This is a genomic window from Slackia faecicanis (assembly GCF_003725295.1).
GTDB lineage: Bacteria > Actinomycetota > Coriobacteriia > Coriobacteriales > Eggerthellaceae > Slackia > Slackia faecicanis.
In genome coordinates, this window is sequence record NZ_QICB01000002.1 from 277533 (window position 1) to 291003 (window position 13471).

General features: G+C 63.6%; 13 protein-coding genes. 1 reads left to right on the forward strand and 12 read right to left on the reverse strand.

All coding sequences use genetic code 11. The features are described 5' to 3' along the window. Window positions 1-53 precede the first annotated feature (53 nt). Window positions 54-479: an FKBP-type peptidyl-prolyl cis-trans isomerase gene (locus DMP07_RS03775; RefSeq protein WP_123197810.1), complete on the reverse strand. Its 426-nt coding sequence runs from the start codon at window positions 477-479 to the stop codon at window positions 54-56. 119 nt (window positions 480-598) lie between these two features. Next, window positions 599-1093, reverse strand: a complete 495-nt coding sequence (locus DMP07_RS03780) for a PaaI family thioesterase (RefSeq protein ID WP_123197811.1) — start codon at window positions 1091-1093, stop codon at window positions 599-601. A gap of 277 nt (window positions 1094-1370) precedes the next feature. Here DMP07_RS03780 and DMP07_RS03785 point away from each other — a divergent pair, with 277 nt between their 5' ends. Beyond that, complete coding sequence (locus tag DMP07_RS03785; RefSeq protein WP_123197812.1) at window positions 1371-1940, forward strand: hypothetical protein; 570 nt, start codon at window positions 1371-1373, stop codon at window positions 1938-1940. A gap of 121 nt (window positions 1941-2061) precedes the next feature. Here the strand turns inward: DMP07_RS03785 and DMP07_RS03790 are convergent, their stop codons facing one another. From DMP07_RS03790 to DMP07_RS03835, 10 genes are all read right to left on the reverse strand, one after another. Beyond that, a complete protein-coding gene (locus DMP07_RS03790) occupies window positions 2062-3330 on the reverse strand; it encodes a serine/threonine protein kinase (RefSeq protein WP_123197813.1) in 1269 nt (422 codons plus the stop codon). 95 nt (window positions 3331-3425) lie between these two features. Next, window positions 3426-3854 (reverse strand): helix-turn-helix domain-containing protein, encoded by a 429-nt coding sequence (locus DMP07_RS03795; protein WP_123197814.1) that lies wholly within the window; start codon window positions 3852-3854, stop codon window positions 3426-3428. 149 nt (window positions 3855-4003) lie between these two features. Continuing rightward, window positions 4004-4498: a DUF5067 domain-containing protein gene (locus tag DMP07_RS03800; protein WP_244594842.1), complete on the reverse strand. Its 495-nt coding sequence runs from the start codon at window positions 4496-4498 to the stop codon at window positions 4004-4006. A gap of 290 nt (window positions 4499-4788) precedes the next feature. After that, on the reverse strand, window positions 4789-6357 hold the full coding sequence (gene gatB, locus DMP07_RS03805; RefSeq protein ID WP_123197816.1) for an Asp-tRNA(Asn)/Glu-tRNA(Gln) amidotransferase subunit GatB: 1569 nt from the start codon (window positions 6355-6357) through the stop codon (window positions 4789-4791). 3 nt (window positions 6358-6360) lie between these two features. Further along, window positions 6361-7842 carry an Asp-tRNA(Asn)/Glu-tRNA(Gln) amidotransferase subunit GatA gene (gene gatA, locus DMP07_RS03810; protein ID WP_123197817.1) on the reverse strand — a complete coding sequence of 494 codons (1482 nt, stop codon included), beginning with the start codon at window positions 7840-7842 and terminating at the stop codon, window positions 6361-6363. Continuing rightward, window positions 7842-8150, reverse strand: coding sequence for an Asp-tRNA(Asn)/Glu-tRNA(Gln) amidotransferase subunit GatC (gatC, locus tag DMP07_RS03815; RefSeq protein ID WP_123197818.1), 309 nt, complete (start codon window positions 8148-8150; stop codon window positions 7842-7844). The genes gatA and gatC overlap by 1 nt, the downstream gene beginning before the upstream one ends. A gap of 123 nt (window positions 8151-8273) precedes the next feature. Then, window positions 8274-8921 carry a TetR/AcrR family transcriptional regulator gene (locus DMP07_RS03820; RefSeq protein ID WP_123198040.1) on the reverse strand — a complete coding sequence of 216 codons (648 nt, stop codon included), beginning with the start codon at window positions 8919-8921 and terminating at the stop codon, window positions 8274-8276. 158 nt (window positions 8922-9079) lie between these two features. Continuing rightward, window positions 9080-10042, reverse strand: a complete 963-nt coding sequence (locus DMP07_RS03825) for a DUF5692 family protein (RefSeq protein WP_123197819.1) — start codon at window positions 10040-10042, stop codon at window positions 9080-9082. Window positions 10043-10270: 228 nt separating this feature from the next. Next, complete coding sequence (recQ, locus tag DMP07_RS03830; RefSeq protein WP_244594843.1) at window positions 10271-12229, reverse strand: DNA helicase RecQ; 1959 nt, start codon at window positions 12227-12229, stop codon at window positions 10271-10273. A gap of 7 nt (window positions 12230-12236) precedes the next feature. Continuing rightward, window positions 12237-13376, reverse strand: coding sequence for an aldo/keto reductase (locus DMP07_RS03835; protein ID WP_123197820.1), 1140 nt, complete (start codon window positions 13374-13376; stop codon window positions 12237-12239). Between the last annotated feature and the right edge of the window lie 95 nt (window positions 13377-13471).

The window sequence follows — 13471 nt, forward strand, 5'->3', positions numbered from 1 at the left end:
AAAACGGACGGCCGTCGCGCGCTCGAACGCGCCCGAAACGACGTGCGTCGACGCTACTCGGCAACCTCGACCAGTTCGATTTCGAACGTGAGGTCTTTGCCCGCCAGCTCGTGGTTCATGTCGAAGACGGCGTTTTCCGCATCGACGGAGACGACCTTCGCGGGGAAAGGACCCATGGGGCCCTGGAAGTAGACGGTCTGGCCCACGGGAAGCTGAGCGGCGTTCGGAATCTGAGAAACCGGAACGGTCTGCACGGCCTGCGGGTTGTACTCGCCGTACGCGTCCTTCGCGGGAATGGTGACGGTCTTCTTCTCGCCGAGGGCCATGTCCTTCACGGCGGCGTCGAATCCGGGAATCATCTGGCCTGCGCAGCAGGTGAACTCGAGCGGCTCGCCGCGATCGTAGCTGGAATCGAACTGGGTGCCGTCGGCCAGCGTGCCGCGGTAGTGGGTCTTGACCTTCTTGCCTTCGTTGCTCATTGAGCGTCCTTTCAGAGCGGATAATGATTCTGCGTATCATACTCGTTCGCGTGGCCGATGGAACCGGCGAGCGGGAAATGCGCACAGACCCGAAGCCCGGAAGGCGCACGTCGGCGCGGCTAGTCGAGGAATTTCGGCGGAAGAGGGCCGATCTTCGCCCTGCTCGCCGCGACGGATATGGGCTGGATTTCCGGCGACACCAAGAACTTCGACGTGGCATGGGCCAGGATGCGGCCCTGTTCGTCTTTGGCCACGGCCTCGCTCAGACACAGGGTGCGGCCGTATTTGATGGCGCGCCCTTCGGTGACGATCCTGCCCTCGCGCACCGAGCGCAGGTCGGACACGTTCAGATCGATGGTGGTGTATCCGGCGTCTTCGTCCATGCCGCAATACAGGCACCAATACGACGCGTTGTCCATCATGGCCGCATAGGCGCCGCCGTGGATGCCGCCGAACGCGTTGAGCAGCTCGGGCGTCACCTCCGCCTCGGTACGGCAGTAATCCATGCCCAGATCGACCAGTTTCACGCCCAGAAGGTTGAGGAACGGGCTGTTGTCGGCAAGGAGTTTCACCTGGTCTAGATGGGCGGGATTGAGCGTTCTTGTCGGTCGCATAGCGCTGCTCCTTTCAAGGCGCGACAAAACGGGGGGCCTGCACGCCTCGCGGGCGAGAAGGTAGCCTCCTCGTTGCCTTTCAAGGCGCGACAAAACGGGGGGCCTGCACGCGGACGGGTGCAGAACCTTCATTCTACCCCTCCCGTACGTAAAGCGACGTCTTTTCGCCCTGCCATGCCGCCGCGCGCTTCGCTTTGCGGGGCGCGCACGATACAATGACGCCCGGGGAGGAGCCGCGCCCTGCGCGGTCGATATCAGTCCACCAAGGAGGATATGTATGAAAAAGAAGAACCTGTTCGCCATGCTGCTCGCCGCAGCGGCGCTGGCATGCGGCCTCATGCTGGCGGCCTGCTCTTCGGAGCCCGGCCCCGAAGAAGACGTGAAGGCCGAAATCGCCTCGCAGTTCGACGCGATCAAGAACCTCGACCAGGAATCGATCGACCAGCTGGCCGCCGACGTATCCGCCGCCAACGACCTCGAGGCCTACGGCATCGACGGCGTGGCCTACGTGACCTCCATGCTTTCCGGCTTCGACTACGAAATCAAAGACGTGGTCATCGACGAAAGCGGCGAGAACGCCACCGCCACCGTGGCCCTTACCTGCAAGTCGTTCTCCGACGCAGGTGCACGCGCGACCGAGCTTTCCGAGGAACTTGCCGCAAGCGGCGCGATGGTCGACATGACCATGGACGAGATGAACAAGAAGATCGGCTCCATCATGGTGCAGGCCATGGACGAGACCGCCACGAAGACGACCGACTGCACCTTCGAGTACGGCCTGGTCGAGGGAACGTGGACGGCCAAAGACGGCACCGACCAACAGGTCTACGCCGCATTCTTCGGCTAAGACGTCTTCGACGGATACCCGTATGTTCCAAGGGCCGCTTCCGCGGCCCTTTTCCGTGTGCCGAAAGCGCGAAGGCGCGAACGGGACCGCATGGCGAAGCGGCGCGCGCCGGCCCATTCCCTCAGGAAACGGCCTCCATGAGCAGCGCCAACGCGACGAAGCCCGTCAGGAAATACGCCGCGAGAAACGCCGCTTGGCGCAGCAGCGAAACGCGCGGAAGGCGCGGATACGCGCGATACAGCCTGCGCTTGTCGAACAGCGCATACGCCACAAGCGCCACGTTGGACCCGAGAAATCCCAGGTATTCAACCACCCTGAACCACAGCGGATAGGCCGCGTCGGCCTGATTGGGAAAGAAGGCGGCCCAGAAGCATCCCATGAACATCACGGCCGCGACGATCGTGACCAGCGCGTTCCACGCGATGCACAGCGGCACGGGAATGCGGCGCACCGCGGCCCGCACGGCGCCGCGCAACCGGCCGGAGCGGCCCTGGCGAGCGGCGCGCGGACCACTGACCGCGCCTGCGCTCGGCTCCCCCGCCGGCACGCGAGCCGATACGATGCCGCCGTAGCCGCACGCCGTCGCGGCCCGGCAAAACGCACCGCGCAATGCGCGCACATCGGGAAAACGGCGGGCGGGATCGAACTGCGTCGCCTCGATAAGCACCGCGCGCACGGAATCGGGAATGCATGGGTCGCAAAAGCCGCCTTCGCGCACCTCGGGATCGGGGTCGCGGCCCGTCAAGCAGAAATACAGCAGCATGCCGAGCGCGTACACGTCGCTTCGGACCGTGGTCTGCCCGAAACCGAACTGCTCGGGAGGCGCGTAGGCGCGCGTGCCGAAATGCCGCGTGTCATCATGGGCGCCGTCGCGATAGAGCCGCGCGATCCCTAAGTCGATGACCGCCAAACGGCCCTGCGATATCACGATGTTCGACGGTTTCAGATCGCGATGGATGATCGGGGCGTCGAGGCTTTCGTGCAACTCGGAAACAGCCTCGCACAGCCGAGGAAACACGTCGGACGCAAGCTCCATGGATGCGCCGCAGCGCAGCACCGCATCGCGCAGCGTCTCCCCCTGCACGTATTCCATGACCACCACGTCGTCTTCGCCCGCGGCATAGCAATCGACGATGCGCGGGACGAATCTGAACGGACGGCCGCCTCGCTGCGCTTCGAGGATACGCTCGTATGCCGAACCCATGCCCGATTCGCGCTTGATGAGCTTGCGCACGTACGGGCCCTGCTCAGAGCCGTCTTCGCCTACGAACGTCACGCGCTGGGTGACTTCGCACGGACCCTCCTTCAATACGGCATCGACGCGACAGTTCGCGTCGCGCTGAAGGGATTCGAGATATCGTGCCAGTTCATCGATTTGCATAGATGCCATGGTATCAAAGAAGAGGCGAAACGCCGGGCGCCCGCCTCTTCGGTCCTATCGGAGCCGTCGCCGATCCGACGGATATGTCTTGAACGCAAACCGCCTCAGCTCGGCCGGCACAGGGTCTGCTCGCCCAGGCGATACAGCTCCTCGTCGGTCTTGCGCAGCGAATAACCCTTGTCGACGCAGAAGATGACGATGGCGTCGCGGCGGTTCTTGCAATACAGGTCGCTTGCGCCCGCGATGCGCAGCAACCGGTTGGTTTCGCGCAGATCGAGATGCATGGCAAGCGCGATCTGCAGCACTTTGTCGCGCGACGGATTACGCTGGCCGACGAAGATCTGATAGCCGAACGTCTCGTTGAGGCCCGCTTCGCGGATCACGTCGATGCGCGCCAGACCGCGGCTTTCGAGAAGCGCGCTCAAATGCTCGGACAGCGTCTTCTCGGCGATCCGATGCTTGCGCGCGAACTGCGCCGGGTCGGGAGAAGCGAGCAATTCTTCGAGCAGCTCTTCGGTCAACGGCTCTTCCACGCGGCGCCTTCTCCTTTTCCGTCGGGTTTTTTCGACATTCATTATAAACGCCTCTTCCCCACGAAGAGAAACGAAGCCTCCGAACCGCCGCAAGCATACGGACCGAAGGCTTCGAACGAAACGCACTCGAACAGCGTCATCGGCCGACGCTAAGCGAGGGTGAACACCTGCTCCGCAAGCAGCGTGTCGTCGAAGGAGATCAGCTCGGAAACCTCGACGGTCACATCGGACTGGTCTTCGATAAGGTACGCCATCTGATACGTCGTTCCCGCGCCAGGCTTGACCTCGGCCATGTAGCCGTCATTGTCGATACCGCCCGATACGATAGCGGTCTCGAGCTGCACGCCGTTCTGGAACGCCTTCGCCATGAGGGCGACGGCGGCACTCGTCGCCTCGTCCGAATTGTTCGCCCACGTATACGTCACCACGACGGCAGGCTTGCCCTGATAGTCGGTGGTCTGGCTCAGGGCGTCGATGCTCACCGTGTAATCAGACTCGGCAGCCTTCTCTTCGGCGGGCGTTGCGGCGGCGGGTTCGGAGGCATCCGGCGCGGGCTCCTGCGTGCCTTCGCTCGAGCAGGCGACGAGCGCCATAGAGGATGCCAGCGCGCATGCGGTCGCGAAAGCGATGATCGGTTTCTTCATATTCGTCTCTCCTTCAATCGGGGTGCAAGCAAGGGAATCCGCGGGTTTTTTCAGCCTCCCTTTCGCGCCCATCATAAAAAAGAGCTTTTCGGAAAACATTAGCTGCCAGCTAATGGCGGGGCGAACGGCGGTTATTCGCATCGTGTATCGGACCAAGCAAAACACCAGGTGAAACACTTTATCGAACGCTGCGATACCGCACCCATGTCCCGATTTAGGAAAAGAGAAAAGGCGCCGACCGGAGTCGACGCCCTTCGAAAAGCAGCTCTATGACCGAGTGAGCGGCTCGGCTAGCCGAGCTTTTTCGCCAGGATCTGATTGATCATCTTCGGGTTGCCCTGGCCGCGCATCTGCTTCATGCACTGGCCGACGAAGAAGCCGATCAGCTTGGTTTCGCCCTCTTTGTAGCGGACGGCCTCGTCGGGGTGGGCGGCAATGATTTCGTCGACCACGGCCTCGATCGCACCCGTGTCGCTGACTTGCTTCATGCCGCGCTCTTCCACGATGGCGGCGGGGTCTTTGTCTTCGTCGATGATGGCCGCGAAGACCTCTTTAGCCTGCTTGGAGGAAATGGCGTCGCTCGCCGTGAGCTTCACCAGCTCGACCGCGCGGGCCGGGGTCAGCGCCGAAGCCTCGAGATCGAACGACTCGTCGGCGTTCATGCGCGCCGTGATGTCGTTGATCACCAGGTTGGCCAGCGGCTTGGCGAGCTTCGCATCGCCCGCGGCCTCCATGGCGGCCTCGAAGAACGTCGACGTCACGCGATGCTCCACCAGGTGACGGGCGTCGTAGGCCGACAGGCCGAACTCGGCCTCGAAGCGCTTGGCCTTCTGGTCGGGCAGCTCGGGAAGGCGCGAACGCACGTTGTCGATGAACTCGTCGGACAGGTCGAACGGCGCCATGTCGGGCTCGGGGCACAGACGATAGTCGTCGGCGGTCTCTTTAACGCGCATCACAATGGTGCGCTTCGCAGAGGGGTCCCAGTGGCGCGTTTCCTGATAGATCGTGCCGCCCTCTTCGAGCACCTGGGCCTGACGGCAGATTTCGTAGGCAAGGCCGTCGTGCAGGTTCTTGAAGCTGTTCATGTTCTTCAGCTCGGTCTTGGTGCCGAACTTCGTCTCGCCGCGGCGGCGCAGGCTGATGTTGCCGTCGCAACGCAGGCTGCCCTCTTCCATCGAGCAGTCGGAAATGCCGATGGCCAGATAGATCTGGCGCAGCTTCTGCATGAACAGGCGCGCCTCTTCGGGCGTGCGCAGCTCGGGCTCGGTGACCAGCTCGATCAGCGGAGTGCCGGCGCGGTTGTAGTCGACCAGGCTGTGCGTGGCGCCGGCGATGCGGCCCTCGCCGCCGCCGATGTGCACCATCTTGCCCGCGTCCTCTTCCATGTGGATGCGCGTGATGCCCACGTGCGCCACATAGCCGTCTTCGGTGCGGGTAACGTTGCCGCGGCTTTCGCCCTGCTCCAGGCCGTCGAGGTCGGCGCGCTCTTTGGCGCCCGGGCCGTCGACGTCCAGGTCGAGGTGGCCGCGCATGCAAAACGCGATCGGTCCCTGGGTGGTCTGGAAGTTCTTCGACATATCGGGATACATGTAGTTCTTGCGGTAGAACATGGAATGCTTCTCGATGTCGCAGTTGGTGGCAAGGCCCGCCAGCACGATCGACTCGATGGCGGCCTTGTTCGGCACGGGCAGGGCGCCCGGCAGGCCCAGGCACACGGGACACGTGTGCGTGTTGGGCTCGGCGCCGAACTCGAGCTTGCAGCCGCAGAACATCTTCGTGTTCAACGTGGTCAGCTCGGCATGGACCTCGAGGCCGATCACGGCCTCCCAATCCTGCAGTACTTCTTCGAGGGTTTTCATGCGCTATTCACCTGCCTGGAACGCCGGCGCCACGGGAGCCGGGCCGTAGGCGGCCTCCAACGCGGCGGCCGCACGGAACATATTGACGTCTTTGAACTGCGGGCTGACCAGCTGGACGCCGATCGGCAGGCCGCTTTCGCTGCCCAGGCCGCACGGGACGCTCATGCCGCCGTTGCCGGCGATGTTGATCGACACCGTGAAGATATCGGACAGGTGCATTTCCACGGGATCGCCGATTTCGCCGAACTGGAACGCAGCGCGCGGGCTCGTGGGAATGAGGATGACGTCGCACTGCTCGTAAGCGCGCTCGTAATCCTGCGTGATCAGGCGGCGGACCTGCTGCGCGGGATAGTAGTACTTCTCGTAGACGCCCGCGGAAAGCAGGTAGCTGCCCAGCATGATGCGGCGCTTGGCCTCCGTGCCGAAACCGCCGGCGCGGCTGCCTTCGTACTGTCCGCCCAAGTCTTTATGGCCTTCGGCGCAGTAGCCGTAGCGCACCGAGTCGAAGCGGGCCAGGTTGGAGAACGCCTCGCAGGGGCCGAGCACGTAGTACGCGCTGATGGCGGCGTCGGCGTGCGGCAGCTCCACCTCGACGAGCTCGGCGCCGGCGGCCTCGAGCTTGGCGGCGGCTTCGTTCAGCTTCTCCTTGACCTCGGCGGTCAGACCGGGCGCGTCCATGAAACCGGGGACGATGCCCACCTTCATGCCCTCGACGCCCTGGGAGAGCGCGTCCACGAAATGCGGGGTGAAATGCTGCGAGGTGCAGTCGCGCGGGTCGAAGCCGCACAGGGCATCCATCGCGTAGGCGGCGTCTTCGACGCTGCGCGTAAAGGGACCCACCTGGTCGAGCGAGCTGCCGAAGGCGACCACGCCGTAGCGCGACACCATGCCGTAGGTGGGCTTGACGCCCACGACGCCGCAGAAAGAAGCAGGCTGGCGAATGGATCCGCCAGTATCAGAGCCCAGCGTGATGCATGCCATGCCCGCGGCGGCGGCGGCGGCGGAACCGCCCGAAGAGCCGCCCGGAACGCGGGAGAGGTCCCAGGGGTTTTTCGTGGGGCCGAACGCGGAGGTTTCCGTGGAAGAGCCGAACGCGAACTCGTCCATGTTGAGCTTGCCCAGGGGCAGGCCGCCCGCCTCGATCAGGCGGGAGACACAGGTCGCGGTGTAGGGCGACACGTAGTTTTCGAGCATCTTGGAAGAGCAGGTGGTGTGCGTGCCCTCCATGTTCATGTTGTCCTTGAACGCCACAGGCACGCCGGCGAGCGGGCCCATCTGGGCGAACGTGCCGTCGGCCACGGCCGCGTCGACCTTGTCGGCCGCGGCGAAGGCGGCCTCTTCGGTCAGCTCGAGGTAGGCATGGACGTCGGCGTCGGCCTTCGCGATGTGGTCGAACGATGCCTGGGCCACTTCGCGCGCGGAAAACTCGCCTGCGGCGATGCCTTCGCGGATCGCACGCACGCCCATATCGGTGGTATACGCCATTACTGATCACCTCCGCCGAGGATGGCCGGAATCAGGAAGCTGCCGTCCTGCTGCTTCGGAGCGTTGGCCAGGGCCTGCTCCTGCGTGAAGGATTCCTCCACCACGTCTTCGCGCATGACGTTGTGCAAGCCTCCGATGGGATGGAAAGTCGGCTCCACGCCGTCGAGCTCGTAATGGGTGATCGGCTCGAGCGTGGCGATGATGTTATTCAGATCGACGGTCATCTGGGCGACCTCTTGGTCGTCAAGGCCGATGCGCGCGTACGTCGCGATGTCGCGCACGTCTTTTTCAGTCAGGCGTCCTGCCATGCAGCATCCTCCAACCTCTCGTGTATTCGTTGGTTTCGCTTAACTCGCCTATGATAGCAAAGGGCGGCGGGCGCACGGGCGCGAACGACACAAGGGCACGGGAACGTCGGGGGTATTCGGAATTTATTTCAGCGAGGGCCGCTCGATCGGCGGCTCCATATCGAGCCTCAGGGTCTGCTCGACCACCCGCATCAGCTTCTCGTCGCTGATCTGCGGATCGATCTTCAAAAGCCCGACCAGGCCGAACAGCATCACGCAAAACATTTCGAACAACAGGTCGATCCTCACGTCATGGTAGCGGCCGTATTCTTCGGCCACGTTCTTGCAGAGGAATTCGGCCGTCTCGCGCACCGCGCGCACGTCGAAGGAGTCGCGTACGCCCAACTCTTCGAGCACCGCGATCATCGGCCGCGGGCCGTTGGCGTCGTAGAGAGTGCGGCGCAGCGTGGCCATGCAGTCGCGCAGGGCCTCCGACATCGCGCCGAACCGACGCGTTTCGTTCCACACCGCGACGCTTTCCACGATATCGGCCACGTAATCGTCGAGCACGGCGGCCACCACGTCGTTTTTGCTCGAGAAATAGTAATAGAACAGCTCGCGCGTGATACCCGCCTCCGCCGCGATGTCTTTGACGGTGGTGCCGGCCACGCCCTTGGTTTCGAACAGGTCGCGCGCGGCCTGCATGATATCGCTCGCACGCCCCTCGATGCGGCGGCCCTTCTTATACGCCTCGTGCGCCGCGGACGACGAAGACGTCGATTCGAATCGCATGCGCTCACCCTCCCCCGGAAACGCGGCGCGTTTCCCCTCTGCGCCGCTTGCATGCAAAAAAGGCGTCCGCACGAACGCGGACGCCTTCATTATATCGTTCGAACCGAAGACCGTCGGAGCCATTCGCCCGAGCGGCGTGCGCCTTGAAGCGCGACGGCTTAGATGTTCTCCTCGAGAACGCTCTTGTACACCTTGGTGTCGGCATACAGCTCGTCCTTGACGGGGTTGAGCTTGTTCTTGCGGATCTTGTTGAACTGATAGACCGCCAGGGCGACATTGCTGGCAAGGGCCACGAAGCTCACCGCGAAGAAGGCCGCGGGGTTATGCGTGGTGGGAATGGGCGCCAACACGTCGGCGAACTGCGGAACGGTCATGATGAACATGATCCACAGCGCGAGCGTCTGGGCGCGATGCTGCAGCCATGCGCCGCGCTTGATGAAAAACGTCGGGATGGTGCAGGACAGAAGCAGGGCCAGGCCGCAGTAGGCGGAGTGGTCGGAAATGCAGTTATAGGTGTAGGCGAAGTTCCAGAAGTCGTATGCCAAGATCCATGCCCAGATCATGTCGGGCCAGATCATGTCGCGGGTCTTGTCCTTCGAAATCACGATGCCGACCCAGCCGCAGATGGTCACGATGTTGAGGATGCCGGCGATACCGTTCATGATGTTCCAGGGACCGGACATGGTCCACAGGTTTTCCACCGTGCCGCCCTGCCACAAGCCGAAGCTGAACACCTGGAAGTCGCGAATGACGGCTTCGGCGATGTTGATGGCCAAGATCAGCGGCGGGAAACACAGCGCCCACTTCTTCTCGTACAGATAATGCGTCTTGCCGTCGGCGCCCTTCCAGTGCACGAAACGCAGCGCCATGAAGCCGAGGCATCCCGCCAGGGCCGAATAGGTCTTCACCCAGTTGAACCACGTTCCCGTGCCGTATTCATTGCCGGGCGCCGCGGTGGTGGGCCACACGAAGATCGTCAGCACCACCGGCAGCACGGCGAACAGCGCGATGCCGCCCCATTTGCTCGTGCGGCCGAACTCGTTGAACGCCATCAGGGCGAACAGAACGAACAGCCAAATGGCCCAATACGACATGTCGGCCGCTTGATACAGGATTCCCATGCGAACCGCTCCCCTCTTTTTCGATTGCCGCGCTCGCGCGCGATTTCCCCTCCCGTCACGGACGGCCGGACGCGTCGGAGAAAACGAAAGGCCGCACCGAGACGAACTCGATGCGGCCAGTATAAAAGGCATGTCATCAGGGGTCTTTACAGGACTCTCTTGACTGTGCAAGGACGGATCGGCAGGTCCGCGCGCACGGACGCATGGTCTGCGGCGCGCGCCGCAGGCCTAGCGCTCGACGGAAAACGCGGCGATTTCGTCCATGAACGCCGAGCCGTAGCGCTCGAGCTTGCGCTCGCCCACGCCGTGTACCATGAGGAATTCGTCGGCGTTGCGCGGCATGCGGGCGCACATGTCGTGCAACGTCTTGTCCGAGAACACCACGTACGGAGGAATGCCCTGCTCGTCGGCCAGGCGTTTGCGCAGGGCGCGCAGGCGTTCGAACAGGTCGGCATCGCCCGAGCCCGATGCGCCGAACGCCGCGGCGGCATGCTCGGGCGCGACGGCGGGACGCGCGTGCTTGACCTTTTTCATCGAGAACGAGAAGCCCTCCGCTTCGGCCTCCATGACCCGCGGGCCCGCCTCGACCACCGGATAGGTTCCGTCGGAAATGCTCAGCAGGTCTTGCGAGGCAAGAAGCTCGATGACGTCTTTGACCAGGCCGGCGGAATCGTTCACCGTGCCGTAGCAGGACAGGCGGTCAAGCCCGCCTTCCAGCAGGCGCTTCGCCTTCGAGCCGCGCACGATGTCGGCGATCATGGACTTGCCGAACGAGCCGTGCAGCTCCAACACGCAGCGCACGCAGGCCTTCGCCACGTCGGTCACATCGACCGTCTCGAAATCGCCCAGGCAGTTCGAGCAATTGCCGCAGCCGCCCTCGGGCCCGCGGCCGTCCGCCGCTCCCCTGCCCGCGAACTCTTCGCCGAAATACTTCAGAATGTAGGCGCGCAGGCACCCGGTGGTGCGGCAGTAGCCCAGCATCCAATCGAGCATGCGGCGCTGAACGGCCTGCACGCGTTCGATTTCGTCTTCGTCCACGCCGTCGTTCATGCCCACCCTGTCGATGAAATAACGGCAGGTGGACGTGTCGCCGTCGTTCCACAGCAGCAGGCATTCCGAAGGCTCGCCGTCACGGCCCGCGCGGCCCGCCTCCTGGTAGTACGCCTCGATGCTTTTCGGCATGTTGTGATGGATCACGTAGCGCACGTTCGACTTGTCGATGCCCATGCCGAAGGCGTTGGTGGCCACCATGACCAAGGCGTCGTCGTCGATGAAGCGCTGCTGGCTTTCTTGGCGCTCGATCGTGGTCATGCCCGCATGGTAGCGCGCCGTGGCAACTCCTTGGGACGCCAGCCAATCGGCCAGGTCATCCACCTCTTTGCGCTTATTGCAGTAGATGATGCCGCTTTCGCGCGGATGCTCGGCGATGTATGCGGCCACGCGGCGGCGCTTCATCTTCGCGTCGAGGCGCTCCACCGAAAACGTCAGGTTGGGGCGGTCGAAGCCCGTGACGATGGTCGCCGGGTCGCGCAGGCCGAGCATGGCGCAGATGTCGCCGCGCACGCGCTCGGTGGCCGTGGCGGTCAGGGCCACCACGGTCGGCCGCACGTCGAACGATTCGATGAAATCGCGGATCTCGAGATACGACGGACGGAAATCCTGGCCCCACTGCGAAACGCAGTGCGCCTCGTCGATCGCGATTAGCGGCACGTGCACCTGGGCGATGAACTCGCGGAAGGCGGGATCGGCCAAGCGCTCGGGCGCGACGTACATGATCTTATAGGTTCCCTCGATCGCGCGGTTCATGGCGATGCGCTGCTGGTTGGGCGTCAGCGTGGAATTGATGAACGCGCCCCTCACGCCCGCATCGATCAGCGCATGCACTTGGTCGGACATCAGCGAAACGAGCGGAGAGACCACCAGGGCGAGTCCTGGCAACACGATGCCGGGAATCTGATAGCACATCGATTTTCCCGCGCCTGTGGGCATGACGCCCAACGCGTCGCGGCCCGCGAGCACCGCGTCCACGATGAAACGCTGGCCTTCGCGGAAATCTTCGTATCCGAAATAGCGCGCCAACGCCGCGCGGGCGTCGTCCATCGTAGGACGAGGCGCGTTCAAGGGCACATCGCGCGCCCCGAGTCCCGTGAATACGGGACGCGCGGTCGAATTGTCGGTAACGCTCATAAACGCCTTACTCCTCGAACAGCCCGGCTGCGCGCTCGAGCTGATCGATGATGCCGATCTTCTGCGGACACACTTCTTCACAGGCGCCGCACTGGATGCACTTGCTCGCCTCGCCGCCCGTCGCGTTCCAGATGTAGTTCTCCTTGGCGCGGTGCATGTCGCCGAACACGGACATGATGTTGAGCGAATCCATGATCGTGGGGATATGCACGCCCTCGGGGCAGCCCTTCATGCAGTAGCGGCAATCGGTGCACGGCACGGTTTCGATGCCGTCGAGCACCGTGCGCACGCGGTCGAGCACGGCGCGTTCCGCATCGTCGAGCGGGCGCGCCTCGGAAAACGTCTTCACGTTGTCGCGCACCTGCTCGATGGTGGACATGCCCGAAAGCACCGCCGCAACGCCGGGAAGCGACGCGCAGAAGCGCAGCGCCCAGGACGCGGGCGAAGCGCTCGGGTCGGCCTCGCGCAGGATATCGGCGGCCGCAGGAGGCAGGTTCACGAGCGATCCGCCCTTGACGGGCTCCATGATCACGACGGGCAGGCCGTGGGCGCGCGCCACCTCGTAGCACTTGCGCGACTCGATGATCGTGCTTTCCCAGTCGGCGTAGTTGATCTGCAGCTGCACGAAGTCGAGCTTGATATCGGCATGCTTGGCCAGCACTTCCTCGAGCGCGTCGGCCTTGTCGTGGATGGAGAAGCCGAGATGGCGGATGAGGCCCTGCTCGCGCTTCTCGGCCACGTAATCCCACAGGCCGTAGTCGTCGAACGGCTCGGTCAGCGGGCCGCCCAGGTTATGCAGCAAGTAATAATCGAAGTATTCGATGCCGAGCTTCGCGAGCGATTCGTCGAACATGGCGCGCGCACGGGCGGCGTCGTCGGCCATCCATGCCGGAAGCTTCGTGGCGATCGTATAGGCCTCGCGCGGATAACGGTCGACCAAAGCTGCTTTCAATTCGCATTCCGACCTGCCGTTATGATAGCCGTAGGCCGTGTCGAAATACGTGAAGCCCGCGTTCATGAACTCGTCGACCATCGCGCAGACAGCATCGTGGTCGAAAACCGTCCGGCCGTCGCGTTCGATTTCAGGCAGACGCATGAAGCCGAAGCCCAGCGGCGCGAAATCGTGATCGGTGCGGATATCCGACATGGCTCCCCCTTTTCACCCGAGCGCCCGGCCGGCGCTCGCATCGAACTACTGAACGGCGGCGCGAACGCATCGCGCACGCCGTATGGTGCTGCATC